Origin of the sequence: Lysobacter arenosi, assembly GCF_016613475.2 — a bacterium.
Taxonomy (GTDB): domain Bacteria; phylum Pseudomonadota; class Gammaproteobacteria; order Xanthomonadales; family Xanthomonadaceae; genus Lysobacter_J; species Lysobacter_J arenosi.
In genome coordinates this window covers 3,456,016-3,480,911 of the sequence record NZ_CP071517.1, presented here as the reverse complement: position 1 = coordinate 3,480,911, position 24,896 = coordinate 3,456,016, and the positions used below count along the sequence as shown (strand labels likewise).

Below are 24,896 nucleotides of genomic sequence, written 5' to 3'. Positions count from 1 at the left end.
GGCACCATGGCTTACGGATTCAGGCAAGGAGAATGAGATGCGCGCGCTCTTCGTTGGCGGACTGGTCGACAACAGCGAGCTGGATCTGGACGGCGCGGAGCCGCCCCTGCATTACCCCGAGAACACCGGCGCGGGACAATCGCGCTACCGGCTGCACCAGATCGGCATGCGTGACGGCGAGATCGCCTACGCGGTGTACGGAGCCCCCGATCTGCCCACCGACGAGGTCGATCGCGTTGCCAGTGAGCGCGGCTACCCGCGTCGCTTTGGCGCCAAGGCGCAGCCGGTCTTCCAGTAGCGACGCCTCAGTCCTGCAACTCCCGCAGCGTCACCGACGGCGGCGCATCGAGCACGCGCCGGGTCGCGAACATGCCCGCCAGCAATGCCGCCAGCACGCCCACGGCGGCACCGGCCGCGGCCAGGCGCCAGTCGGTCTTCGAGGGCAGGTCGAACACGCGCGTGGCGATCACGCCGGCCAGGACCGATGCGGCGATCGCGGCCGTCAGGCCTGACAGCAACCCGATCGCAGCAAACTCCGACGCCTGCGCCAGGCGCAGCTGGCGGCGACTGCCACCGATGGCGCGCATCACGCCGCCCTCGAGCAGGCGCTCGTCCTGGCTGGCGCTGACCGCCGCCATCAACACCAGCAGACCCGCTGCCAGCGAGAACACGAACACCACCTCGACCACGGTCGACACTTGGTCGGCAGTGCTGCGCACCTGCTTGAGTACGGCGTCGATGTCGATCACCGACAGATTCGGGAAACGCTCGACCAGGTCGGCGGTAAAGCGCGTGCGTGCCGGCGGCACGCTGACGGCGGTGATGTAGCTGGCCGGGAAGCTCTCGAGCGAACCGGGCGAAGCGACGACGAAGAAGTTCGGCCGGAAGCTTTCCCAGTCGACGCTGCGCAGGCTGGTGATCTTCGCTGCGAATGGTTGTCCGGCGATGTCGAAGGCGATGCGGTCGCCGATCTTCCAGCCCAGCCTCTCCGCGAAGTCCTCTTCCACCGACACTTCCGGCTGCGCAGGCTTGCGCTTGCCCCAGAAGGTGCCGGAGGTGACGCGATTGTCATCGCGCAGGTGATCGGTGACCGAGAGGTTGAACTCGCGCTCGGCCAGGCGCTGCGCGCGTTCGCCCTGCTCCTCGTAATCGGCGCCGGTGACCGCCTTGCCGTTATGCGAGACGAGACGGCCACGGATCATCGGGTACAGCGTCGGTTCGGCGACGCCCTGCTGGGCGATGAAGGCGCGCACATCGCCTTCCTGGTCGTCCTGGACGTTGACGATGAAACGGTTGGGTGCATCGGCCGACAGCGCCACCTGCCAGCGATCGAGCAGGTCGGTGCGGACAAAGGTGAGCAGCAGCAGCGCCATCAACCCCAGTCCCAGCGCCGACACTTGGGCGATGCTGGCGCCGGCGCGACGGCTGACGTTGGCCAGGCCGTAGCGCAGGCTGCCGCGCAGGCGTGAGCGGACGCGGCGAACGACGAGGATCAGCAGCCACGCCAGCAGCGCGAGCACGACCAGCGTCGCCGCGATGCCGAGCAGCATCGACAGCCCGAGCGCGGCCGAACCGGCCTTCCACCACAACAGCGCGGCGAGGCCGGCGAAACCGGCAATGGTGACCAGCCACGCGCTCGGCTCGGTCGGGTCGAGGTCGCGCCGCAGCACGCGCAACGCCGGCACGCGACGCAGCGCCAGCACCGGCGGCGCACCGAATGCGAGCAGCACGATCAGGCCGACGCCATAACCCTGCAATGCCGGCAGCAGCCCCGCCGGTGGAATCGACAGCTTCAGCGCCTGCTCCAGCCAGCCACCGATCAGCCATTGCAGGCCGAAGGCGAGCAGCACGCCGACCGTGCTCGCGATCAGGCCCAGCATCACCAGTTCGCCGACCTGGATCGCGACCAGCGTGCGCTGGCTGGCGCCCAGGCAACGCATCACCGCGGTGCCAGACAGATGACGTTCGCTGTGCCGGCGCGCCGCCATCGCCACCGCGACCGCCGCCAGCACCACCGATACCAGCGCGGCCAGGCCAAGGAAGCGGCCTGCGCGATCAAGCGCGGAGCGGATCTCCGGGCGCGCATCGGCGATGGTCTCCAGGCGCTGGCCGCGACCCAGTGCCGGGCGCGCGCGGGCGACGAATTGCTCGACCGCCGCGGCGGGGCCGGCGATGACCAGCCGGTAGCGGATGCGGCTGCCTTCCTGCACCAGGCCGGTCGACGGCACGTCGGTCAGGTTGAGGAACACCTTGGGCGCGACGTTGAAGTAATCGAGCGCGGCGTCGGGTTCCTGCATCACCAGCGCGGCGAGCCTGAACTGCGCATCGCCGATGGCGATCTCGTCACCGAGGCGGGCACCGAGGGTGTCGGCACCGGCGCGGCTCATCCAGATGGTGCCCTTGGCGGGCACCGCACCGGCATCGCGCTCGACGCCACTGGCGTCGGCGATGCGGAAACTGCCGCGCAGCGGGAAGCCCTGACCGAGGCCGCGCAGGTCGCCGAGCTGCAGGCGCTCGCCGACGCGGATCATCGTCTGCAGTTCCTGCGTCTGGGTCTGCTGCAATTGCGGATCGTTGGCCGCCTCGCGCACGACGCCGGTGATCGGCGTGTCGGCGCGCACCACGGCGTCGCCGCCGAGCAGGCGGTTGGCTTCGATCGCCAACGCGCGTTCCGCGCGGTCGGTGACGAAACCGACCGCGGTTACCGCCAGCACTGCCAGCACGAGCGCAGCGATCAGGATGCGGACATCGCCGGCGGCGAGGTCGCGGCGAAGTTGCCGCCAGGCCAGCCCGATCTGTCTCATGACGCCACCAGTCGACCGCTGTCGAGGCGCAGCATGCGGCTGCAGCGCGAGGCCAGGTGTTCGTCGTGGGTCACGAGCACCAGCGTGGTGCCGGTATCGGCATTGAGTTCGAACAGCAGCTCGATGATCGCCTGGCCGGTATGGGTGTCGAGATTGCCGGTGGGTTCGTCGGCGAACAGCAGGCCGGGGCGGGTCACGAAGGCGCGCGCCAGTGCGACGCGCTGCTGCTCGCCACCGGACAGCTGCCGCGGGTAATGCCCCAGGCGCTGGGCCAGGCCGACCTTCTCCAGGATCGTGCGCGCGGCCGACTCGACCTCGCGGTCACCGCGCAGCTCCAGCGGCAGCATCACGTTCTCGATTGCGGTCAGCGAGGGCAGCAGCTGGAAGTTCTGGAAGACGAAGCCGACCTTCTCGCCGCGCACTCGCGCACGGCCGTCCTCGTCGAGCGTGGAGAGGACTTCACCGTCGAGCGTCACCCGACCGGTGCTGGGGGTATCGAGTCCGGCCAGCAGCGACAGCAACGTGCTCTTGCCCGAACCGGAGGCTCCCACTATCGCCACCGTGTCGCCACGCGCGATCTCGAAGCCGACGTCCTCGAGGATGAGCAGCTCGCCCGACGGCAGCATCACGCGCTTGCCCAAGCCTTCGACCTGAAGGGTGGCCGAAGCCGTGGCCGGTGGAGCGGCGCGCAGTTCCATTGAATCGGCCATGATCGTCTCTATGCTTGAAGGGGACATATCTTTTTCAGCCGGAGCCCGGGTCACGATGTTCACCAAGTCACTACGACCATTGAACGAAGGATATGCGGCATCGCGGCGGCGCGTTCAATGTGCCATCGGATGGGGTGTCGTCCTGGTGCTGGCCCTGGCCTTCGCGGCGCCAGCATTGGCACAGTCGGCCGCGCGCGCCACGCCGGCGACGGCACCGGCACGCACGGTTCTGGTCATGGGCGATTCACTCTCGGCCGGCTACGGCCTGGCCGCATCGCAGGGCTGGGTGGCGCTTACCGCCGATCGCGTCGCCAAGGATCGACCGGGCTGGCGGGTCATCAATGCCAGCATCAGCGGCGAGACCACGGCGGGCGGTGCGTCCCGCATCGGCGGCGAGATCAAGCGCACGAAACCGGCGGTGGTGGTGATCGAGCTGGGCGCCAATGACGGCCTGCGCGGCCTGCCACTCGCGCAGTCGCGCACGAACCTGGAGCGCATGATCCGCGCTTCGAAGGACACTGGCGCGAAGGTGCTGCTGATCGGCATGCGCATGCCGCCCAACCTCGGGCGCGAGTACACGCAGGGTTTCGCCGACAACTACAGTTCGCTGGCGAAGCAGTACGAGGTGTCGCTTCTTCCCTTCCTGCTCGAGCCGATCGCGCTGGACCGCAATGCATTCCAGGCCGACAATCTGCATCCGGTGGCGAGTGCGCAACCGAAGCTTCGCGACCATGTGTGGACGAAGCTGGCACCGTTGTTGAAGTAGGCCACTGCAAGCGCAGATGGATCCCGTCGTTCGCCGGGATGACGGTGATGGACATGGTTCGCAACGCACTACCTTTCGTCGTTCCCGACAAACGGTATTGCATTCGTTCATTCGTCGGCGTAACGTGCGCGCCCTTCGCTCCCTGCGAGCGTTCTTTCGATCATCGCCTCGTCATGAAATTCAATTTCGACATTGCAAAGCGTCACGCGCTGCGGCCATCCGGCCACGGCCTGTACGCGCTCGCGCTGTCGCCGCGAATTGGCGACGAAGCCGGCCCCATCGACTGATCTCCTGACACATGGGAGATCGGTTACCCCGATCTCCCGAGGCAAGCGAACGCCCTCGGGTTCCAGCACCCGGGGGCGTTTTTTTTGCCGTTCGCAAAAGTGATTCAAGCGAAAGGAGCACGGTTAACGCGGTGCATCGCGTCCCGAAGCATCCGGACATGCTGGTCCGAGGAAGGGAACACTGCTCAGGCGCAAAAGCGCTGTGCCGGGATGCTTCGGCACGGGCGGTGGGGATGCATTGCCAATGAATTGCCGCTTGGCGACAGGCGGTAATGCGGAGCGTCGACGAATGGGTTTCCAGCGGTACGGGTTTGCGGCCTGAAGCCACACCCGTCCGGTGCGCGTGGCTGTGCCGTGGCGTATGCCGGAGATCCAGGAAGCGATGTTTCACGAGCGGACGGTAGCTCAGAGGTCAGAGCAGCGGTGAAAGCCGCTGGCCACCGGTTCGATTCCGGTTCGTCCACCACTGGATAGCTCAGATGGGTAGAGCATCAGCTTAGGGAGCTGAGTGTCGCGGGTTCAAATCCCGCTCCAACAACGACCTGTTACGTCGTTTACATCGGGCGCAAGCCCAAACCAGGAAACGCCCCGTGTGGTGTTTCGCCAGGCGTCGCGCCACGTGTGCGACGTGCAACGAACGCCGCAGCGGTGATGTCGCCGGGACCACGTCCTCGAGGCGGGCCAGTCGCCGGTCACACCGTGCAGCGTGCTGCATGCGAGACCCGCGACCACCCCGTGGACAGCACGCGGGCTTCGCGGCATCGGCGTCAAGGGGCGTTTCCAACTTACTCCAGGGCGCGTGGGAACCGATCCACCACGCGCGCGTCATCACTCCGGATCGGACCACCAGAGCCAACAAGGAGAGACACCCATGTTCTGGACCAAGAGGGTCGTGATCGGAGACGGCGAGCGCGGCCTGGTGTATCGCAACCGTCAATTTGAAGGCGTGCTCGCGCCGGGCGTGTACCGCTGGCTCGACCCGTTTGCGCGGGTCGAGGTCAACGTGCACAACATCGCCCGCAGCGAGTACAGCGGCAATGACACCGACGTGCTGGTCGCGGCGCTCGGCGACAGGCTGCCGGAGAACTTCGTCCTGGCCAACCTCGGCATGAACGAGGTCGGCCTGGTGCTGAAGAACGGCAAGCTCGAGGACGTCCTCGCACCGGGCAGCCGCAAGCTGTACTGGAAGGAGCTGGTCGCGATCGAGGTGCAGGCGGTGTCGATCGACGAAAGCCTGCAGGTCGATGCCGGCGTCGCCAGGCGCCTGCGTCAGCTCGGCTCGCTCGAGCGTGTCGCGGTGTCGCTGGTCGTGCCGGAAGAGTCGGCCGGCCTGGTGTTCGTCGACGGCAAGCTGCAGCGCACGCTGGGCGCCGGTGCCTACGCCTTCTGGAACTTCCAGAAGAACGTCGGCGTCGAGACCATCGAGCTGCGCGTGCAGTCGCTGGAGGTGTCGGGCCAGGAGTTGCTGACCCGCGACAAGGTCAGCCTGCGCGTCAACCTCGCCGCCAGCATCCGCGTCACCGACCCGGTGGCCGCGCGTACCAGGGTCGCCAAGTACGGCGACTACGTGTACCGCGAGCTGCAGTACGGCCTGCGCAAGGCGATTTCCGCCAAGACGCTGGACGAACTGCTCGGCGACAAGGCCTCGCTCGACGCCGACATCTTCGGCTACGTGCGCGGCCAGGTCGGCGAGCTCGGCGTCGAGGTGCTCGGCGTCGGCGTCAAGGACGTGATCCTGCCGGGCGAGATGAAGGACATCCTCAACTCGGTCGTGCAGGCGGAGAAGTCGGCCCAGGCCAACGTGATCCGTCGTCGCGAGGAGGCGAACGCCACGCGTTCCCTGCTCAACACCGCGCGCCTGATCGAGGAGAGCCCGGTGCTGATGCGCCTCAAGGAGTTGGAGGCGCTGGAGAAGGTGACCGAGAAGATCGACAAGCTGACGGTGTTCGGTGGCCTGGATGGCGTGCTGAAGCAGTTGGTGAGCATCAAGCAGTAAGCTCCATGCGGGCGGAAGGAACCGGCCGCATGGATTCCATGAATCAGGAAATGCACAGGAAGGAACCATGAACACGCAACACGATTACGAACTGCTGCACGCGCCCGGGTCGGCGACGCCGATCAAGGGCTGGGTGCGCGGCGTGCCGGTCGAGGACCAGGCGCGCCAGCAGCTGCGCAACATCGCCACCCTGCCCTTCGTCGGGCCGTGGGTCGCGGTGATGCCCGACGTCCACCTGGGCATCGGCGCCACCGTCGGCTCGGTCGTGCCCACGCGCGGCGCCATCATCCCGGCCGCGGTCGGCGTCGACATCGGCTGCGGCATGGCCGCGGTGCGGACCACGCTGCGCGCCGACGACCTGCCCGACGACTTGGCCCAGCTGCGCAGCTCGATCGAGCGCGGTGTGCCGGTCGGCAACGGTCCCGGTGGTGAACACCGCCGCCTGCCCGACAGCATCGAAAGCCAGCTGGTGCAGTCGCAGCTGATGGCGCGGCTGGCGCGGATCCGCGAGCGTCACCCGAAGATCCGTCCCGACAAGGTCGAACGCCAGACCGGAACGCTCGGCGGTGGCAACCACTTCATCGAGATCTGCCTGGACGAGTCCGATCGGGTGTGGGTGATGCTCCACTCCGGTTCGCGCGGCACCGGCAACATGGTCGGCACGTACTTCATCGAGCTGGCACGCCGCCAGCTGGAGAAGCGCGTGCTGGGCTTCCACTTGCCGGACCGCGACCTGGCGTTCTTCCTCGAGGGCGAGCCGCTGTTCGACGATTACGTCGAGGCGGTGTCGTGGGCACAGGACTACGCCCGCGCCAACCGCGAGGCGATGATGGCGCGGGTGCTGCACGAGATGCGCCATCGCCTGCCGAAGTTCCAGCTCGATGCGCAGGCGGTCAACTGCCACCACAACTACGTGCAGCGCGAGCAGCACTACGGCGAGTCGTTGCTGGTCACCCGCAAGGGTGCGGTCAGCGCGCGCGAGGGCGAGCTGGGGATCATTCCCGGCAGCATGGGCGCGCGCAGCTTCATCGTTCGCGGCAAGGGCAACGCCGACAGCTTCCACAGCTGCAGCCACGGAGCCGGCCGCGTCATGAGCCGTACTGCCGCGCGTGCGCAGATCACCCTCAAGCAGCACCGTGAGGCGACGGCGCACGTGGAGTGCCGCAAGGACGCGGGCGTGATCGACGAGTCGCCGGCCGCCTACAAGGACATCGAGGCGGTGATGGCGGCGCAGGGCGCGCTGGTGGAAGTGGTGCACACGTTGCGGCAGGTGGTGTGCGTGAAGGGATAATGACTCCCTCCCCTGCGAATGCAGGGGAGGGGCAAGTTCTTCAGAGCTTCAGCACGCCCTTCTCGACGATGGGCTTGCCGTCCAGCGTGACCGTGCTGCCGGGCAGGAACGCGATGACGCCATACGGCACCGAGTTGTCGCCGCCGGCCCAGGTGTTGCTGCCCGTGCCCACCGTGACCGCACCGGCAGGCACCCACGTGCCGACCGTGCTGTTGGCCGGGAGCGTGACATTCGGATTGATGCCGAAGTCGACGAAGGCGAACTGGTCCTTGCGGGGATCTTCGACCGCGTCGTACTCGGCCTTGAAGTCGCCGTACCCCGGGCCGTCGCCGGTCATCGAGGTGATCTTGCCGTCCGCGATGGTCAAGGTCAGGTTGTCGATGGGCTTGCCGCGGAAGTAAGTGCGCGTGTGCACGACCTTGCCCGCCGCTGTGCCCGGCACAGGCGTCGTGTAGACCTCGCCGGCCGGCAGGAACGCCGCCAGCGATGGCCCGCCCGCCTTCTGGTCGTCAGGCGAAATGATGCCGTCGCTGACCAGCACGCGGCGATCCTTCACCTGCAGCTTCAGGTCGGTGCCGTTGGGGTTGGTGATGTGCAGCTCGTTACCAGCCGCGATCGCCGCCTTGATCTGCTCACCACGGGTCTGCAGCTGCGCATAGTCGATGTTGAGTCCCTTCCAGAACGCATCGGCCAATTGCGCTTCGGTCATGCCGTAGCGTTCGGCGCGCCATGGTGTGGGATAGAGGTTGTTGCCCACCTCCACGATCCGCACGCCTTCGTTGAGGAAGGCCTGGCTGACTGCCTCGTCGGACTTGCCCCGGGCGGCCATCCGCTTGGGGTCGGCACCTTCGAACAGGTTCTCGCTGGTGCCGTTGTTCAGGCCGATCGCGACATCGGCGATGTCGGCCAGTTCCAGACCGAGCTTGTCGGTCTGCGAGTCGTACTTGTCCGACACGTCGAAGAACATCCGCCGCGACATGCGGTCGCTGCCATAGGTCACCAGCGGGAAGGCGCCGAGCTTGCGCACCTGCACGGCGATGTTCTCGATCAGTTCGGCATCCTGCGAGCGGCCGCTGATGAGCACGACCTCGCCTTCCTTGACCGCGGCCGACTGGGTGACCAGGCGCTCGGCGAGCTGTTCGAGCTCGGTCGCCGAAGGCTTGGGTACTGCCGCCACCGCGGCGGTGGCAGGCGTGGCGGCGGTGGCTGCAGTGGCCGGAGTGGCCGGCGCGGCGGCCCCTTCCGCGGGCTGCTTCTGGCAGGCCGCAAGCGCGGTGCAGACAGCAACCGCGAGCGCGGCGGCGACGAGGGAACGGTTCATGGCGAGCCTCGCATTCCCGGGTGGAGGCCGGGCTGGGAGAGCCAACGCCAACCGCCGGGTTCAACGGTCACCGTACGTCGGTCACCGTCCTTCGGCAACGGCCGTCAGGCAGGGTGTCCATGGTCGTGGTGCAACAGGCGTCCGCCCCACTTCTGCCAGGCCAGCGACAAACCCAGGCAGCCCAGGAGGAGACCCGCCCAGCCGGTGGCCTGCGCCGAGGGCTGCGGCCACAGGGCGACAAACGCCGAGGCCCAGCCCGGCCCGTAGAGCGCCACGGCGCCGACGGCCACCACCGCCAGGACGGCGATCAGGATCCGCAGCAGCCAGCCCTCGACGCGCTCGCCCAGGGTCTGCGCGGCCTCGACCCGGCGCACGATCTGGTCCGCCAGGTCGAACGGCACCGGCTCCATCGCCGGGGTCCGCAGCGCGCGGGCGATCAGGCGGTACTCGCCGAGGCGCGGGTCGGCCGGATCGAGCGGGACGCCGCGGCGCTCCTGCTCCATGGCGCGCTCCTGCGCCTGCCACTCGCGCTCCAGGCGCTGGGCATCGGCGGGAAGGGGCTGCTTGCCGAGAGGGTTGCGGTCGTCGGGCGTATTCATGCGATGGCTCCCATCCGGGCCTGCAGGCGCTCACGCAAGCGCGCCCGGCTCCGGAACAGATGGCTCTTGATCGTGCCTTCGGCGAGACCGGTGATCCGGGCGATCTCGACGATGGGCACTTCATCCAGGTGATACAGCGTCAGCAAGGTCCGCTGCAAGGGCGGCAGCGCCTCGATTTCCTCGTGCAGGCCGGCGGCGATCTCGGCATCGGCGCAGGCACCCTCCAGGTCGAAGCCGTCGCTGACCTGGTCGAGCAGCGACAGGCCGTCCTCGTCGTCACCGCTGTCGGCGATGGCGATGCGGCGCTTCTCCAGATGGCGCTTGGCCACCGAATAGGCGACCTGGCCGATCCACGACTTCAGCGCGCTCTCGCCACGGTACTGGTGCAGGCACTGGTGCACGCGCAGGAAGGCCTCCTGGCACAGCTCGCGGGTGTCCTCGGGCTGGCGGACCATGCGCTGGATGATGTGCCAGCACAGTCCCTGGTACTCGCGCACGAGCCGTTCGAACGCGCCGGGCACATTGCCCAGCACGTCCTCGACCAGCTTGCGGTCGTCCGGTGTCACAGCGATCCACCCGTCATGGCTATGTGGATACGTGCAGGGCCGGGATGGTTGCAATCGATTTTTGATCGGGTCCGGTGCAACCGGTCCTGGCCCGGCCGTATCTGATGGCCTGAACCCGAACATATCCCGGACCGCGGGTTTCCCGTCCACCGAGCCAAGAGAGCGACCATGAACTTCGAAGTGCTGATCCCGATCACCCTGTTCATCTGCGTCACCTACGCCATCAAGGCCGTGGTCGACGCCCGCACCCGCGCCAAACTGATCGCCGGCAACGGCTCGGAAGAGCTGATCCGCACGCTGGTCCAGGCCGAAGCGCAGCAGCGCCGCCACACCTCGCTGCGCTGGGGGATCCTGTTCGTTGCCCTCGGCCTGGGCTTTGCGCTGATCGAAGCCTTCGGCTGGACCGAAGTCACCCCCGGCGTGATCGCCGTGCTGCTGGGCATGACCGGCCTGGGCAACCTGCTGTCGTACGCGGCATCGCGCAAGCTGGCTTGATCCTGCCGCGCGACTTCAGTCCTGATGCGCGGTCGCAACGCATCGGGGCTGAAGTCCCGGGTTGAGCATGGCGGGCCGCTGCGCGCAAAGTGTCGGCATCCCCTGCGGAGACGACGCATGACCCACGGCCACACCAGCGTGCTGATCCCGATAGACGTGCAGCGTGGTTTTGATTACCCGCGGTGGCCGCCGCGAAACAACCCGGCCATGGAAAGCAATGGCCAGCGGCTCCTCGCAGCCTGGCGCGCAAGCGGCCTGCCGTTGATCCATGTGCGCCACGATTCGGTGGTGCCCGGTTCCTCGCTGGCATCGGGGCATCCGGGCAATGACTTCCGCGAAGGTTTCGAACCACTGCCGGGCGAGCCGGTGGTGAGCAAGTCGGTCAATGCCGCCTTCATCGGCACCGATCTCGATCTTCGCTTGCGCCGGCTAGGCATCGACACGGTGATCGTGTTCGGCATCAGCACCGACATGTGCGTGTCGACGACCGCGCGCGTTGCTTCCAACCTGGGCTATCGCACCGTGGTGGTCGGCGATGCCTGCGCCTGCTTCGATCTTCCCGATGGTGCCGGCGGCGTGATCAGCGCCGACGAGATCCAGCGCGCGCACCTTGCGACTTTGCGGGTGGAATTTGCCGACGTGGTCGATACCGATTCGCTGATCGCGCAGTTGCGGGACGTAGCGGCCTGAAAAAGCAAAGGGCGAAGCATTGCTTCGCCCTTGCCTGTTGCCCTCACCCCATCCCTCTCCCGCTGGCGGGAGAGGGAGCGAGTTGTTACTTGCGATCGCTCGCGGTCGCGTCACGCGCGGCGCGGAACTCCGATGCGGAATCCCAGTTCGGCCAGCGGTCCGAGTCGGCCAGGTCGTGGCCGACCGTGTACAGCAGCTGCAGGTCGCGGGCCATGCCGGTGAAGGTCCAGCTCGCTTCCCACTGGTCGGCCGGCTGGTGGTAGCGGTCGGCGACGTAGGCGTCTTCCATCTTCTTGCCCGCTTCCAGGCCACCGTCGACCAGGTCATTGCCCGAACCGAACGAGATCGCCGGCACGCCGCGCTTGGCGAACGGGAAGTGATCGGAGCGGAAGAAATGGCCGGCTTCCGGCTTCGGATCGGTCACATAGTCCAGGTTCCACTGCTTGGCCGTGGTCACCAGCTGGTCGAGCAGTTCCTGCTTGGCGCTGCCGGACGTGGTGAAGTTGCGTGCCGGGCCATGCGGGTCGAGCGCGTCCATGTTGATCACGGCCACAGTCTTGCCCAGCGGGTACAGCGGCTTGGAAGCGTAGTACTCCGAACCGAGCAGGCCCTTCTCTTCGGCGGTCACGGCCAGGAACACGATCGAGCGGTCCGGTGCCGGCGCCTTGGCGAAGCCGCGGGCGAGTTCGAGCATCGCGGCAATGCCGGTGGCGTTGTCGACCGCACCGTTGTAGATGGTGTCGCCCTTGGCATCGGGCTGGCCGACGCCGAGGTGGTCCCAGTGGCCGCTGTAGATCACGGTCTCGTCCGGACGCTTGGCGCCGTCGATGCGGCCGACGATGTTGTGCGACGTGATGACTTCGCGGTTGACGTCGTACTTGGCCGACAGCGTCGCGCCCTTGAGCTCGACCGGCTTGAAGTCGCGCGTGGCGGCCTGCTTCTTCAGCGCGTCGAAGTCCTGGCCGGCGCCCTTGAACAGCGCGGCGGCGAAGTCGCGCTGGATCCAGCCTTCCATGGTCGGATGCACCGAGGCCGGGTCGTCGCGGACGACGTCGAACATGGTGTTGGTGTTGGAATTCTTCACCGTCGCCCAGCCATAGGAAGCCGGCGCGGTCTCGTGGACGATCAGCAGGCCGAGGGCGCCCTGGCGCGCGGCTTCCTCGTACTTGTAGGTCCAGCGGCCGTAGTAGGTCATGGCCTTGCCGCCGAAATCCCCCTGGCCGCTCTCGAAGTCCGGATCGTTGATCAGGACCACGGCGATCTTGCCCTTGAGGTCGACGCCCTTGAAGTCGTCCCAGTTGCGCTCCGGCGCCTTGACGCCGTAGCCGACGAACACCAGCGGTGCGTTGGCGATGTCGATGGCGGTGGTGCCGTTCTGCGCGGCGCGCACGGCGATCTGCTCGCCCTGGGTCAGCGCCTGCGCCTTGCCGGCAACCTTCACCGACACCTGCGGCGTGCCCTTGATCTCGGCGCGTGCCAGCGGCACGGCCTGGGTCCACTCGCGCTTGCCGTCCTTGAGGTCGCCACCCGGCTTGAGCCCGGCGGCCTTCATCTGCGCGACGACGTAATCGACGGTTTTGGTCTCGCCCTCGGTGGCGGGGCCGCGGCCCTCGAACTCGTCGGAGGACAGCACCTTGACGTCGTTGGACAGGCGCTTGGGATCGAAGGTCGGGGCGGTCGGCTTGGCCGCCGACGCAGGGTTGACCGCCAGCGCCAAGGTCATGGAGACCGACAGCGCCAGCAGGGAAACGGCAGGAAACTTCATGGACGCTCTACCAGTTGGAGTCCGCCGATCTTAGGCAGGCAGGGCGGCCACGGCCAGCATGACCAACGGCCCGGGCGCTCCGGGCCGGCTGGAGCCATCCAATTGGCCGCTTTTGGCAAACGCCTCCCCCTGCCAGCAGGGGGAGGCGCACGCTCAGTCCTTCTCCTTGCCGATCACCTTGCCACTGGCCGGATCGATCCTGAGCGCGACGTCGCGGCCGCCGGGATCATCGCCCTCGGCGTTCCAGATGCCGTTCTCGTATTCGACATCGTGGACATTGGTGTAACCGGCCGCCGAGAGGCGCGCACGCACATCGGCCTCGCTCAGGTTCGCGACCTGCTCATCTGGATACACGCGGCCGGTCTTTGCATCGATGCGCACATCGACACGATTGCCTTCGGCGCTGCGCGCATCGGCCTTCCACACGCCGTCCACGAATTCGACGTCGTTGACCTTGGTGTACCCCTGCTCGGCCAGCTGCTTTCGCACTTCGTGCTCGGTCAGCGCGTCCTTCGCGAGCAACGGCGTGGACAGGCCCAGCAGTAGCATTGCATTCAACGCGACGATCTTCTTCATCGTTCATCTCCTTGGCAGTGCAGCGTCCGAGTCTTGTGTCTTGCGGACGAACCGGCAGTGAACACGGGCGGCATCGTTCAGCTGCACATCCACACGCTCTTCACGCGCGCGACGTTGCCGGATGTGTCGTCATGCACGCGCGGATTCCCGCGCGCAGCACGTCACGATTACCATGGAACCCAGCGTTTCCCGATCGCGGCTGGTTTTGCCCGCAGGCGGCGCGCACACTTTCACTCCCACGGCTGTCCTTCCGCCTGCGGACCTCGCATTCCTCCCCCGCCTGTCGTCGCAGGCACGAACAGGTGCTTCCCGTGACTGCTTCTTCCGCCGTATTGCCGATCGCGCGCCCACTGTGGCGCGACCGCACGCTGGTGCTCGCCGGCATCGTGCTGTCGGCGTTCAACCTGCGCACGGCGGTGACTTCGCTGACCCCGCTGCTCGACAGCCTCGGGCAGACGCTCGGTTTCGGATCGACCATGACCGGCGTGCTCGGCATGGTGCCGACCGCGGCCTTCGCAGTGTTCGGTGTGGCAACGCCCGGGATCGCCCACCGCCTCGGTCTGGAACGCACCGCACTGCTGGCGATGGTGCTGGCGACAGTGGGCCTGTTCGCACGCGCCTTCGTCGGCGATACCTGGATGCTGCTGCTGACATCGGCCGTGGCGTTGTCGGGCATGGGCATGGGCAACGTGGTGCTGCCGCCGCTGGTCAAGCGCTATTTCGCCGACCGCGTCGGCACGGTCAGCACCTTCTACATCACGGTGCTGCAGCTGGGCACGATCCTGCCGGCACTGCTGGCGGTGCCGCTGGCGCAAAGCGTGGGCTGGCGCGCCTCGCTCGGCGGCTGGTCGCTGGTCGCGGCGGCGGCGGCATTGCCGTGGATCGCGGTGCTGTGGATGGAACGCTTTGGCCATTCCCGCCAGGCGCAGGCACTGGCGCATGCGCACGACTGCGCGGTGAAAGTCGGCGACGAAGCGCCCGAGCTGGCCGAGCCTGCCTGCCCGGGTCGGGTCTCGCGCTCGCCGGTGGCATGGGGTCTGGCGCTGATGTTCGGCATGACCTCGCTGATCACCTATTCGATGTTCACCTGGTTGCCGAAGCTGCTGGTCGAGGCTGGCGGCAGCCCGGCATTGGGCGGCAGCATGGTCGCGCTGTTCTCGACGCTTGGACTGATCAGCGCGCTGGTGCTGCCGGCCGTTGCGGTGCGGGTGAGCAATCCGTATCCGATCGTGATCGCGTGCGCCGTCGCCTATGTCGCCGCGTTCGCCGGCCTGCTGCTGGCGCCGATGGCGGCACCGCTGCTGTGGGTCGCACTGCTGGGCCTGGGGCCGAGCACGTTCCCGCTTTCGTTGACGCTGATCAACCTGCGCACGCGTTCGCAGGTCGGTTCGGCCAAGCTGTCGGGTTTCATGCAGGGCGTTGGCTACAGCCTCAGCTGCCTGGGGCCGCTGCTGTTCGGCCTGCTGCACGAAGCGACCCACGGCTGGGCATGGCCATTTGCCTTCCTGCTGGTCTGCCTGGCGGTGCTGCTGATCGGGGGCTGGCTCGCCTGCCAGCCGCGCATGCTCGAGGACACCTGGTAGTGACATACCGCGCCTTTGCCATGGGTTGCAGGTAACCTGTCGCGGCTTTTCATTGGCCGCGCCCATGTCCCTGCGTTCCATCACTGCCGCCCGCTACGTCACGCCGCTGCGCGAAGGCGGGTCGCTGCCTGCCGTCATCGAAGGCGATGACGACGGCCTGTACGTATTGAAGTTCCGCGGCGCCGGACAAGGGCCCAAGGCGCTGGTCGCCGAGCTCGTCGCCGGCGAGATCGCCCGCGCGCTGGGGCTGCCGATGCCGGAGCTGGTGTTCGTCGATCTCGATCCGGAACTGGCGCGCACCGAGCCCGACCCCGAGATCCAGCAACTGATCAAGGACAGCGCCGGCCTCAACCTCGCCCTCGACTACCTGCCCGGCTCGATCAACTTCGATCCGGTCGCCGAGCAGGTCGACGGCGCGCTGGCCTCGGACGTGGTCTGGTTCGACGCGTTCGTCAGCAACGTCGACCGCAGCTTCCGCAATCCCAACCTGCTGATCTGGCACCGCAAGCCGTGGCTGATCGACCACGGCGCGGCGCTGTATTTCCATCACGGCTGGGACGGCTCTCCGAGCCATGCCGGCAGCGCGTTCCCGATGATCCGCGAGCACGTGCTGCTGGCCGGCGCCGACGACATCGCCGGCGCCGACGCGCGCCTGGCACCGAAGCTGGCGCGCGAGGACTTCGCCGCGATCATGGCGATGGTGCCCGATGCCTGGCTGGTCGGCGCCGACACTCCCGCCGACCCGGCCGAGCACCGCGCCGCCTACGTCGAACATTTCATGCAGCGACTGGCGCAGCGCCAGCGTTTCGTCGAGGAGGCCGTCAATGCACGCGCCTGACCCGCAACGACACGACACCTATGACTACGCGGTGATCCGCGTGGTGCCGCGCGTGGAGCGCGAGGAATTCGTCAACGTCGGCATCATCCTGTCGTGCGCCGGCGCGAAGTTCCTGGAAGCGCGCATCGAACTGGACGAAGCGCGCCTGCTCGCGATCGATCCGCAGGTCGACCTGGAAACCGTGCGTCGCCACCTGGCCGCGATCGAAGTGATCTGCGCCGGCGGCCCCGGCAGTGGCCCGATCGGCCAGCTGCCGCAGCGCGCGCGCTTCCACTGGCTGACCGCCAAGCGCAGCTCGATCATCCAGACCTCGCCGGTTCACATGGGCCGCTGCCCGGCGGTCGGTTCGGCGATCGAGCACCTGATGGCGAAGATGGTGCGGGTCGCCAGGGCCTGAGCACGCGCGTGGTCCGCCACGCGCTTTCATCCAGGGTCCCGCGCCACCTGCCGTGACAGCGGCAGCGTCCCCGCCGCCCACGCGCAAAGAAGCCAAAAAAAAACCCGGCCGAGGCCGGGTTTTTCCTTCGTCAGCGCGTTAGCGCCGAGACGATGTCAGACTCAGACCGCCTGCACGGCGTCGGCCTGCAGGCCCTTCTGGCCCTGGACGACGGTGAAGGTGACCTTCTGGCCTTCCTGCAGGGACTTGAAGCCCGAGCCCTGGATCGAACGGAAGTGGACGAACACGTCCTCGCCGTTCTCGCGGCTGATGAAGCCGAAGCCCTTGGCATCGTTGAACCACTTGACGGTACCGGTTTCACGGTTCGACATTTTGTTTACTCCTTGGAACATGGTGAATTGCCGCTTTCGCGGCGTGAGGCTGGTTGCAAGGAGAAAACGAGGTGCAACGATGGAGTAAATCTTGATCTACATCGGGCCACATTCACGGTGACCCTTGGCTAACTCAGCGCGGCAAACGTTAGACGCTATTGCCTCGCAAAGCAATGGCAGGGATGCAATTCTGTTCAGAGACCGTCCGATCGCCCCCTCCAGACGCCCTCCATGACCTCCAGGAGCCCCGGATGACAGGCCCCAGCCCACCATGACCGTCTACGTCGACGACGCTGTTCATCTTTGGCGCGGCCGCCGCTGGGCGCACCTGATGGCCGACACCCTGGACGAGCTGCACGCCATGGCCGCCCGCCTCGACATTCCCCGGCGCGCCTTCCAGGACAAGACCTCCGGCGCCCATTACGACGTCCCGGCCGACCTGCGCGAGCGCGCCATCGCCCTCGGCGCGGTCGCCATCTCCCGCCACACCGACCGCGAAAAGGTCCGTGCCGTCATCCACGTCGCCAAGCTGCAGGGCCGCGGCGAGCATCCGTGACCGTGTCGCGGGAGCTTCACGGGCCCTCATCGGCGCTTGGGCATACTCCGCCCGTCCCGACTGGAGTCGCCCGATGACCGCCCCGAGGAAAATTCACGCCCTTGTCTGCCTGGTCCTCAGCGCCGCGTTGATTCCGGTGCTGGCGCAGCAGGCGACCCCACCGGCGGCGCCCCAGGCGGCACCGAGAGCGGCTGCACCCGCGCGCGACATCGACCCCAACAGCCTGGCCGCCGCCGCGATCCAGGCGGCGCAGCTGATCGACGCCGGTCGCGCCGGCGAGGTCTGGGACGGCGCTTCGGCCATCGCCAAGCGCAGCGTCGACCGCAAGAAGTTCACCGACTCCCTGACCGCCCAGCGCACACCCCTGGGGGCGACTACGGCGCGACGCTGGACCCTGGTGAGCCGCCACTCGACCGCCGGCACCGAACAGCTCCCGGCCGGCACCTACGCCAATGTCGAGTTCGACACCCAGTTCTCCGGCAACCGCAGCGGCCACGAGCTGATCTCGTTCCGCCAGGACGAGGACGGGACCTGGCGCCTGGCCGGCTACGTCCTAAAATAGCGACGCCGGTGTAGCCGGACCGCTCGCGGGAATCTCCTGCCGGTATCCTTTATGGCCCCGCGGCACATCGTTGCCGCGGCAGAAGCCATAACGGACCACGACGACCATGACCGACACCACCCCGCCCGACCGCCTCTCCAACGACCCGCGCAGCCCGCACTACAACGAAGCCCTGCTCGAGCGCGGCGTCGGCATCAAAGTCAACGGCGTGGAGCGCACCAATGTCGAGGAGTACTGCATCAGCGAAGGCTGGGTGCGGCTGCCGGTCGGCAAGTCGCTCGACCGCCACGGCAACCCGATGACGATGAAGATGAAGGGCACGATCGAAGCCTGGTTCCTGAGCTGACCGGTCTGACCGACGCGGCGCGACCGTCCACCTTCAGAAACCGCCGCTGTACGACCTGCGCGCCGCCCATGGCGGCTGCGCAGGGCCAGGCAGACAATGGGTCCGTACCAGACCGGTACCTCTCGGAGCCTGCCATGAACCTGCGGCCCGCCCTCATTGCCATCGCGCTGGCGATCGTCAGCGCCGGCGTGCCCGCCGACGCGCGGACTCGCAACGTCACCGATCCCGATGCGCCTCGCGCCCTGCCCGAACAGGGTCCGGTCAGCGTGCGCTGGGAAGACCCGTCCACGTTCAGCGACCTGCGCCATAGCGGCAACCGCTATGAGGCGCGTCGTGGCAACTGGGTCGAAGAACTTGCCGAGCACATGCGCAAGAGCGGCGAGAAGCGGCTCGCGCCCGGCCAGCGCCTGGACATCGATATCCTCGACATCCGCCGCGCCGGCATGTACGAGCCGTGGCACGGCCCCGACCTCGACGACACGCGCATCATCCGCGACATCTATCCGCCGCGGATGACCGTGAGCTTCCGCTACACCGATGCCGACGGCCGCGTGCTGTCGCAAGGCGAGCGCAAGCTCAGCGACAACGGCTTCATGGTCGGCGCCAGCCCGGTCAACAACAATGACATCCTGCGCTACGAGAAGAGCATGATCGACAGCTGGCTGACGCGCGAGATCGGCGCTCCGCAGACCTAGTTCTTCAGCTTCCAGCCGGTGCGGAAGATCCACCACACGATCGCCAGGCACAGCGTCAGGAAGCCCAGGATGGCTGCCGCGCTGATGCCGACGTTTACGTCGGCAATGCCGTAGAAGCTCCAGCGGAAACCACTGATCAGGTACACGACCGGGTTGAACAGCGCGATCTTCTGCCAGATCGGCGGCAGCATGTTGATCGAATAGAACGCGCCGCCGAGGAAGGTCAGCGGGGTGATGATCATCAGCGGCACGATCTGCAGCCGCTGGAAGCTGTCCGCCCACAGGCCGATGATGAAACCGAACAGGCTGAAGGTCACCGCGGTCAGCAGCAGGAAGCACAGCATCCAGAACGGGTGGGCGATCTCGTAGGGCACGAAGAATCGCGCGGTCACCAGGATCAGCGCGCCGAGCATCAGCGACTTGGTCGCCGCCGCGCCGACATATCCCAGCACGATTTCGAACGCCGACACCGGCGCCGACAGCAGCTCGTAGATGGTGCCGGCCCACTTGGGCATGTAGATGCCGAAGGACGCGTTGGAGATGCTCTCGCTCAGCAGCGACAGCATGATCAGGCCCGGGATGATGAAGGCGCCGTAGCTGACGCCGTCGACTTCGCCCATGCGCGCGCCGATCGCCGCGCCGAACACGACGAAGTACAGCGAGGTCGACAGCACCGGCGAGACGATGCTCTCCATCAGCGTGCGGAAGGTGCGGGCCATCTCGAAGCGGTAGATGGCGCGGATCGCATGGAAGTTCATGCCCGCGCCTCCCGGCCCTGGCGCACCAGGCTGACGAAGATCTCCTCCAGCGAACTCTCGCTGGAATGCAGGTCGCGGAAGTCGATGCCCTGTTCGTGCAGGCGCCGCAGCAGCGCGGCGATACCGGTCTCCTGTGCCTGCACGTCGAAGGTGTAGACCAGCGTGGTGCCGTCCTCGGACAGCTCCAGCGGATAGTCCGACAGGCCCTCGGGGATCTTGTCCAGGTGTGACTGCAACTGCAGCGTCAGCTGCTTCTTGCCGAGCTTGCGCATCAGCGTGGCCTTGTCCTCGACCAGGATCAGCTCGCCGTGGTTGATCACGCCGATGCGATCGGCCATGTCTTCGGCCTCTTCGATGTAGTGCGTGGTGAGGATGACCGTGGTGCCGTTCTCGCGCAGGCGCCGCACCATCTGCCACATGTCGTGGCGCAACTCGACGTCGACGCCGGCGGTGGGTTCATCGAGGAACAGGATCTGCGGTTCGTGCGCCAAAGCCTTGGCGATCAGCACGCGACGCTTCATGCCGCCCGACAGCGCCATGATCTTGCTGTCCTTCTTGTCCCACAGCGACAGGTCGCGCAGCACCTTCTCCAGGTAGGCCGGATCGGGCGCCTTGCCGAACAGGCCGCGGCTGAACTTCACCGTCGCCCACACGCTCTCGAAGGCGTCGGTCGACAGCTCCTGCGGCACCAGGCCGATCTTGCTGCGTGCCAGGCGGTACTCGTGCACGATGTCGTGGCCGTCAGCCAGCACCGTGCCGGAGCTGGCGTTGACGATGCCGCAGATGATGCTGATCAGCGTGGTCTTGCCGGCGCCGTTGGGTCCGAGCAGGGCGAATATCTCGCCGCGACGGATCTGCAGGTCGATGCCCTTGAGCGCCTGGTAACCCGACGCGTAGGTCTTGGTGAGATTGCGGACATCGATGACCGGGGGCACGCGTGAATCCTTTTGCACGGCTGTCAGCGCCGCATCGTAACCGAGCGGGCTGGCAGCCGAGCCGGCTGCAACGGTGCGATCGGCTCGGTTCAGCCCATCGCTCCGAAGCTGCGCACGGGCGGAGCGGCCAGCGCGCGAGTCAAGCGCGACACCAGCGATGACAGCAGGCGGAGGAAGGCGGGGCGGGCGTTGGCGGGCGTCGACATGGGGGGCGCTCGGTCAGCGGGGGGTGTGGACAGAGTAGGCAGGGACGGCTGCCGCGATAGGCCACTGATCCGGGGAAGAATCATCCCGTGAGCGGGCGAATCGCGCGTCTGTCGCCTCGCATCTGTCGCCTTTGGCACATGAGTCCGCACCGCGATCGGCCACAATGCCGGTTCCGACGATCCAACCCCTGCCAGGAGGCCCCAGTGAAGTTTCTGCTTATGGTGTACACCGACCCCAAGCTGATGGATGCACTGCCCGAGGGCGAGTTCGACCGCATGATGCGCGGCTGCCTGCAAAAGGCCGACGAACTGCGCGCCCGTGGAACTCTGCTCGATGCGCAGCAGCTGGAGGAACCGGTCACGGCCAAGTCGGTGCGCGCGCGCAACGGCAACACGACGATTCTCGACGGGCCGTTCGCCGAGGCGAAGGAAGTGTTCGCCGGGTTCAACCTGATCGAAGCCAGGGACATCGATGAAGCACTCGAGATCGCCCACTCGTTCCCATGGATCCGGGTCGGCTCGATCGAAGTCCGCCCGGTGCGCGACATGGAAGCGGTGCGCGATCGCGTAGGCGCCTGAGCCTGCTTCCCGGCACGCCGTCTCGTCCGGTGCGACGGCCGCCGCCGACACTGGCCGCCTCCTCGTCAGGGAGACAGCGGGGCGGCGTACGGACTGGGCCCTGTCCGCCGCCCCGGCTTTTGCCCGGATCGGCCTATGCCGGGGACTGAAAGCGCTTACTTAAAGGCCATATGAAGGCAATCGCCTGCAAACAGCGACGGCGGTCATAGTTCTTGAATGGAGGTCCTTGCCGTCGCCCGCGTCGACGTAGGATCGCAGCGCACCGGCACTCCACAAGTGCATCGGCAATCCACAGGGGAACCCATGAAGCGTCTGCTGTCTGTCCTCATTATCGGTTTCGTGTGCCTGGCGCCGGTGGCGGCTTCCGCCTATGGCAAGAAGCACGGCAACGACCATCACCACCATGACGATCACGACCGTGATGATCGCCACGACCACGACCGTGGCCACCACCGCGGCCACCACAAGCAGGAATACCGCCGTGGCGTGGTCTACGTCGAGCGTCGCGTCTATGTCGACGACTACCCGCGCTACCACCTGCACGAGCCGCCGCGCGGCCACCGCTGGGTGCGCAGCGACGACGGCAAGTACGTGCTGATCGCAGTGGCCACCGGCATCATCGCCGACGTGCTGCTGCACCACTGACGCCGGTCGACCTGCACGCGCAAAAAGCCCCGCCCCGGCGGGGCTTTTTGTTTTCCGGGAATGGCACGGCTGCCCGGCGTCCCGGGGCTGCGGGCATACCCCGCCTTCACTTCCCCCTGCGCAGACTGAATCGGGGCGCCCTCCAGCACGGCAATCGCCGACCGGCCCATCCGGTCGCCGCCACGCCACGGGCGTCCCCTCACGCTGTCCGGCAGCGTTCCTGCGGATCGCATCGTCAAAGCAATCAATGGAGACCGTAGTGAAGACATCCTCCCTGTCGCGCACCCTTCCCTCCGTTCTGGCGCTTTCCCTGGCCCTGGCGCTGGCCACGGCCTGCTCGACCACCGCCCCGGCCGACACCGGTCCGAGCGAGACGGTCGCGATGAGCGTGCAAGCCACCGGCAAGATCGTGAACATCGACAGCCCCTCGCGCCTGCTCACCATCGAGGGCGAAGACGGCAAGCAGGTCGAAGTGCATGCCGACGAGACCGTCCGCAACTTCGACCAGGTCCGCGTCGGCGACGTGGTCCAGATCGACTACGTCAATGCGGTGACCATCGACATCCAGCCGGCCGGCAGCGCCGAGCCTGGCGCGTATATCAAGGAAAACCAGGACATAGCCAAGACCGGTGAGAAGCCGCGCTATGGCAAGGCCGAAGTGGTCACGGTGCTGGCCCCGATCGAGGCGATCGACACCGTCAACAACACGATCACGGTGAAAGGTCCGCGCGGCAACGTGGTCACCCTCGACGTCAAGAAGCCCGAGCACCAGGCGCGGCTGAAGACGCTGAAGGTCGGCGACATGTTGCGCATCGCCTTCACCGAAGCGGCGGCGGTGTCGATCAACCCCAGGAAGTGACGCTTCCTGCGGCAAAGAAGACGGGCGGCCCTGTGCCGCCCTATTTCATGTGCGGCATTCACGCCGCCAGCACTTCCGCGACCGCGGGCTGAAGGCTGCCAGCCCGGGTTTCTTCGCGTTCATGCGCGCGGTGGAGACTCGAAGCAGGAACAGTCTTCATGGAGGTCCCGCATGCGCACCAAGCCTCTCGCAGCACTCGCCGCCACTTGCGCGATCGTCATCGGCATGGTGTCGCCGACCACGGCCCGCGCCGCCGACATCGATTGCAAGCTCACCTACAAACTCGACGGCTGGTCTTTCATCTACAAGCAGACCTCCGGCAAGGGCACCGTCACCTGCGACAACGGTCAGTCGATCCCGGTCCACGTCAGCGCCAAGGCTGTCGGCCTGACCGCTGGCAAATGGCAGATCGACAACGGCAAGGGTCGCTTCACCGACGTGCACAGCATCAACGACGTGCTCGGCCGTTACGTCCAAGCCAGCGCCAACGCCGGCATCGTCAAATCCGGCGAAGCACAGGTACTGACCAAGGGTCCGGTGTCGCTGGCCTTGGCCGGCGGCGGCGAAGGCATCAACCTTGGCGTGGACGTGGGTGCGTTCAAGATCGAACGCGGCCGCTGATCATTCCCCCGTGGCCTCTCCCCATGCGGGAGAGGTGCACGGTGTTGGACCTCAGCCGCTGACCGGATACGGCCCGTCGACAAAGACCGTGTCGTGATAACCCTTGCTGCCGACCGCTTCGGCCAGCGCGCTGCGAAACTCGCCGCCGCTGCCCAGTGCCGAGAGCACGCCGCGGAAGTCGTAGCCCGGCTCCCAGCCCAGCTCTGACCGCGCCCGCGAATTTACGTAGACGCGATCGAGTTGCGGGAACATCCGCCAGCCCCGTGCCGCGTACAGCGATGCCGCCTCGGGGAACAGGCGATGGACCACGGCGGGTGCATCGCGCCGGAGCTCGTCGAGGTCGGCTTCGCTGAAAGGCGTCGTCGCCGAGACGATGTAGCGATCAAACCCGATCTCGGGCGCACGCTCGACCGCCAGCAGGTGCGCGTCGACCGCGTCCTCGATGTCGAGCCTGCGATACAGCAGTTCGTTGGCCTGGGCATTGGCGGTGACGTAACCGCTGCGCATGTCGATGCTGTCGTCGGGCTCCGGGAAGAAGCGCGAGGTGCGCAGCACCACCACCGGCAGGCGCCGCTTGCGGAAGAACAGCTGGCACAGGTGCTCGGCCGACAGTTTGGTCACGCCGTAGATGTTCTTGGGAATCGGCGCGACGTCCTCGGTGATCCACGCCGCCGGCAAGCCCGGCGCCGGCGTCAATGCCGCGCCGAAGGTGCTGGTGGTGCTGGTGAACACGAACGAGGCGACGCCCGCGGCCACGGCTTCCTCCAGCAGCACCAGCGTGCCGCTGATGTTGGTGTCGATGAAGTCCTGGTGCGGGTGGGTGGCCACGTGCGGCTTGTGCAGCGTGGCGGTGTGGATGATCGCCTGCACATGCGGCATGCGCTTGCGGATGAAGTCGCGATCGTTGATTGAACCGACGTGGTCGGTGAATGGCGAGGGCTTGATGTCGATGCCGACGGCAGGCCGGCCGGCCGCGCGCAGTTTGCGCATCAGGGCTTCGCCGAGGTGGCCGGCGCTCCCGGTCACGAGAATCGTCATGCGTGCGCTCCTGTGGCTGGATGCCTTGCTCGAGAGTATGC

At 67.0% G+C, this 24,896-nt stretch carries 29 protein-coding genes and 2 tRNA genes; 20 read left to right on the top strand and 11 right to left on the bottom strand.

Going from position 1 to position 24,896, the window contains the following annotated elements; all coding sequences use genetic code 11:
• Positions 1–37: 37 nt before the first annotated feature.
• Entirely contained in the window at positions 38–298 is a 261-nt protein-coding gene (locus tag HIV01_RS15995; RefSeq protein ID WP_200608953.1) for a hypothetical protein, read from the top strand.
• Between the two features lie 7 nt (positions 299–305).
• Here the strand turns inward: HIV01_RS15995 and HIV01_RS15990 are convergent, their stop codons facing one another.
• Positions 306–2,804 carry an ABC transporter permease gene (locus HIV01_RS15990; RefSeq protein WP_207527011.1) on the bottom strand — a complete coding sequence of 833 codons (2,499 nt, stop codon included), beginning with the start codon at positions 2,802–2,804 and terminating at the stop codon, positions 306–308.
• Complete coding sequence (locus HIV01_RS15985; RefSeq protein WP_200608957.1) at positions 2,801–3,514, bottom strand: ABC transporter ATP-binding protein; 714 nt, start codon at positions 3,512–3,514, stop codon at positions 2,801–2,803. The genes HIV01_RS15990 and HIV01_RS15985 overlap by 4 nt, the downstream gene beginning before the upstream one ends.
• Positions 3,515–3,659: 145 nt before the next feature.
• Between HIV01_RS15985 and HIV01_RS15980 the strand changes: the two genes are divergently transcribed.
• The 6 genes from HIV01_RS15980 (at position 3,660) to HIV01_RS15955 (ending at position 7,854) form a co-directional block, all read left to right on the top strand.
• A complete protein-coding gene (locus HIV01_RS15980) occupies positions 3,660–4,280 on the top strand; it encodes an arylesterase (RefSeq protein WP_245156841.1) in 621 nt (206 codons plus the stop codon).
• Entirely contained in the window at positions 4,250–4,567 is a 318-nt protein-coding gene (locus HIV01_RS15975; protein ID WP_200608961.1) for a hypothetical protein, read from the top strand. The genes HIV01_RS15980 and HIV01_RS15975 overlap by 31 nt, the downstream gene beginning before the upstream one ends.
• Positions 4,568–4,962: 395 nt before the next feature.
• Positions 4,963–5,033 (top strand) — tRNA-OTHER (locus HIV01_RS15970).
• Between the two features lies 1 nt (position 5,034).
• Positions 5,035–5,102: transfer RNA gene (locus tag HIV01_RS15965), tRNA-Pro, on the top strand.
• A gap of 336 nt (positions 5,103–5,438) precedes the next feature.
• Entirely contained in the window at positions 5,439–6,563 is a 1,125-nt protein-coding gene (locus HIV01_RS15960) for a slipin family protein (RefSeq protein WP_200608963.1), read from the top strand.
• Positions 6,564–6,630: 67 nt separating this feature from the next.
• Positions 6,631–7,854, top strand: a complete 1,224-nt coding sequence (locus tag HIV01_RS15955; protein WP_200608965.1) for an RtcB family protein — start codon at positions 6,631–6,633, stop codon at positions 7,852–7,854.
• 40 nt (positions 7,855–7,894) lie between these two features.
• Here the strand turns inward: HIV01_RS15955 and HIV01_RS15950 are convergent, their stop codons facing one another.
• The 3 genes from HIV01_RS15950 to HIV01_RS15940 all read right to left on the bottom strand — a co-directional run bounded on the left by HIV01_RS15950 (position 7,895) and on the right by HIV01_RS15940 (position 10,340).
• Complete coding sequence (locus HIV01_RS15950) at positions 7,895–9,175, bottom strand: aminopeptidase (RefSeq protein ID WP_200608967.1); 1,281 nt, start codon at positions 9,173–9,175, stop codon at positions 7,895–7,897.
• 104 nt (positions 9,176–9,279) lie between these two features.
• The gene (locus HIV01_RS15945) at positions 9,280–9,774 is read right to left on the bottom strand and encodes a hypothetical protein (protein WP_245156840.1); all 495 of its coding nucleotides are present in this window, start codon (positions 9,772–9,774) and stop codon (positions 9,280–9,282) included.
• On the bottom strand, positions 9,771–10,340 hold the full coding sequence (locus HIV01_RS15940; RefSeq protein WP_245156839.1) for an RNA polymerase sigma factor: 570 nt from the start codon (positions 10,338–10,340) through the stop codon (positions 9,771–9,773). The genes HIV01_RS15945 and HIV01_RS15940 overlap by 4 nt, the downstream gene beginning before the upstream one ends.
• A 168-nt stretch (positions 10,341–10,508) precedes the next feature.
• Between HIV01_RS15940 and HIV01_RS15935 the strand changes: the two genes are divergently transcribed.
• Both HIV01_RS15935 and HIV01_RS15930 read left to right on the top strand, forming a co-directional pair.
• A complete protein-coding gene (locus HIV01_RS15935) occupies positions 10,509–10,835 on the top strand; it encodes a DUF6249 domain-containing protein (protein ID WP_200608971.1) in 327 nt (108 codons plus the stop codon).
• Between the two features lie 117 nt (positions 10,836–10,952).
• Positions 10,953–11,525, top strand: coding sequence for a cysteine hydrolase family protein (locus HIV01_RS15930; protein WP_200608972.1), 573 nt, complete (start codon positions 10,953–10,955; stop codon positions 11,523–11,525).
• An 85-nt stretch (positions 11,526–11,610) separates the two neighbouring features.
• Here the strand turns inward: HIV01_RS15930 and HIV01_RS15925 are convergent, their stop codons facing one another.
• Together HIV01_RS15925 and HIV01_RS15920 are read right to left on the bottom strand one after the other, a co-directional pair.
• On the bottom strand, positions 11,611–13,290 hold the full coding sequence (locus HIV01_RS15925; protein WP_200608974.1) for a M28 family metallopeptidase: 1,680 nt from the start codon (positions 13,288–13,290) through the stop codon (positions 11,611–11,613).
• 153 nt (positions 13,291–13,443) lie between these two features.
• The gene (locus HIV01_RS15920) at positions 13,444–13,866 is read right to left on the bottom strand and encodes a PepSY domain-containing protein (protein ID WP_200608976.1); all 423 of its coding nucleotides are present in this window, start codon (positions 13,864–13,866) and stop codon (positions 13,444–13,446) included.
• Positions 13,867–14,177: 311 nt separating this feature from the next.
• Between HIV01_RS15920 and HIV01_RS15915 the strand changes: the two genes are divergently transcribed.
• The 3 genes from HIV01_RS15915 (at position 14,178) to HIV01_RS15905 (ending at position 16,684) form a co-directional block, all read left to right on the top strand.
• Positions 14,178–15,449: a CynX/NimT family MFS transporter gene (locus HIV01_RS15915; protein WP_425600240.1), complete on the top strand. Its 1,272-nt coding sequence runs from the start codon at positions 14,178–14,180 to the stop codon at positions 15,447–15,449.
• A gap of 70 nt (positions 15,450–15,519) precedes the next feature.
• Positions 15,520–16,287, top strand: coding sequence for a HipA family kinase (locus HIV01_RS15910; RefSeq protein ID WP_200609313.1), 768 nt, complete (start codon positions 15,520–15,522; stop codon positions 16,285–16,287).
• Positions 16,274–16,684, top strand: a complete 411-nt coding sequence (locus HIV01_RS15905) for a DUF3037 domain-containing protein (RefSeq protein ID WP_200608980.1) — start codon at positions 16,274–16,276, stop codon at positions 16,682–16,684. Before HIV01_RS15910 ends, HIV01_RS15905 begins: the two co-directional genes overlap by 14 nt.
• Before the next feature lie 161 nt (positions 16,685–16,845).
• On the opposite strand, the gene HIV01_RS15900 is transcribed toward HIV01_RS15905, so the two are convergent.
• Positions 16,846–17,055, bottom strand: coding sequence for a cold-shock protein (locus HIV01_RS15900; protein WP_158732419.1), 210 nt, complete (start codon positions 17,053–17,055; stop codon positions 16,846–16,848).
• A 271-nt stretch (positions 17,056–17,326) separates the two neighbouring features.
• Here HIV01_RS15900 and HIV01_RS15895 point away from each other — a divergent pair, with 271 nt between their 5' ends.
• The 4 genes from HIV01_RS15895 (at position 17,327) to HIV01_RS15880 (ending at position 19,214) form a co-directional block, all read left to right on the top strand.
• Entirely contained in the window at positions 17,327–17,611 is a 285-nt protein-coding gene (locus HIV01_RS15895) for a DUF4031 domain-containing protein (RefSeq protein WP_200608982.1), read from the top strand.
• Positions 17,612–17,684: 73 nt separating this feature from the next.
• The gene (locus HIV01_RS15890; RefSeq protein WP_200608984.1) at positions 17,685–18,173 is read left to right on the top strand and encodes a DUF4019 domain-containing protein; all 489 of its coding nucleotides are present in this window, start codon (positions 17,685–17,687) and stop codon (positions 18,171–18,173) included.
• 106 nt (positions 18,174–18,279) lie between these two features.
• Positions 18,280–18,519, top strand: coding sequence for a DUF3297 family protein (locus HIV01_RS15885; RefSeq protein ID WP_200608986.1), 240 nt, complete (start codon positions 18,280–18,282; stop codon positions 18,517–18,519).
• Between the two features lie 134 nt (positions 18,520–18,653).
• Positions 18,654–19,214: a DUF3016 domain-containing protein gene (locus HIV01_RS15880; protein WP_200608988.1), complete on the top strand. Its 561-nt coding sequence runs from the start codon at positions 18,654–18,656 to the stop codon at positions 19,212–19,214.
• Here HIV01_RS15880 and HIV01_RS15875 read toward each other — a convergent pair.
• Together HIV01_RS15875 and HIV01_RS15870 are read right to left on the bottom strand one after the other, a co-directional pair.
• Positions 19,211–19,972: an ABC transporter permease gene (locus tag HIV01_RS15875; protein WP_200608990.1), complete on the bottom strand. Its 762-nt coding sequence runs from the start codon at positions 19,970–19,972 to the stop codon at positions 19,211–19,213. The two genes, HIV01_RS15880 and HIV01_RS15875, sit on opposite strands and share 4 nt — an antisense overlap.
• Positions 19,969–20,907 (bottom strand): ABC transporter ATP-binding protein, encoded by a 939-nt coding sequence (locus HIV01_RS15870; protein WP_200608992.1) that lies wholly within the window; start codon positions 20,905–20,907, stop codon positions 19,969–19,971. Before HIV01_RS15870 ends, HIV01_RS15875 begins: the two co-directional genes overlap by 4 nt.
• Positions 20,908–21,317: 410 nt before the next feature.
• Here HIV01_RS15870 and HIV01_RS15865 point away from each other — a divergent pair, with 410 nt between their 5' ends.
• The 4 genes from HIV01_RS15865 to HIV01_RS15850 all read left to right on the top strand — a co-directional run bounded on the left by HIV01_RS15865 (position 21,318) and on the right by HIV01_RS15850 (position 23,817).
• Positions 21,318–21,692 carry a YciI family protein gene (locus tag HIV01_RS15865; RefSeq protein ID WP_200608994.1) on the top strand — a complete coding sequence of 125 codons (375 nt, stop codon included), beginning with the start codon at positions 21,318–21,320 and terminating at the stop codon, positions 21,690–21,692.
• A gap of 303 nt (positions 21,693–21,995) precedes the next feature.
• Entirely contained in the window at positions 21,996–22,337 is a 342-nt protein-coding gene (locus tag HIV01_RS15860) for an RcnB family protein (RefSeq protein WP_200608996.1), read from the top strand.
• Positions 22,338–22,596: 259 nt separating this feature from the next.
• Positions 22,597–23,196, top strand: a complete 600-nt coding sequence (locus HIV01_RS15855) for a hypothetical protein (protein ID WP_200608998.1) — start codon at positions 22,597–22,599, stop codon at positions 23,194–23,196.
• Between the two features lie 171 nt (positions 23,197–23,367).
• Positions 23,368–23,817, top strand: coding sequence for a hypothetical protein (locus HIV01_RS15850; RefSeq protein ID WP_245156837.1), 450 nt, complete (start codon positions 23,368–23,370; stop codon positions 23,815–23,817).
• A gap of 51 nt (positions 23,818–23,868) precedes the next feature.
• Here the strand turns inward: HIV01_RS15850 and HIV01_RS15845 are convergent, their stop codons facing one another.
• Entirely contained in the window at positions 23,869–24,855 is a 987-nt protein-coding gene (locus HIV01_RS15845; RefSeq protein WP_200609000.1) for an NAD-dependent epimerase/dehydratase family protein, read from the bottom strand.
• Positions 24,856–24,896 lie beyond the last annotated feature (41 nt).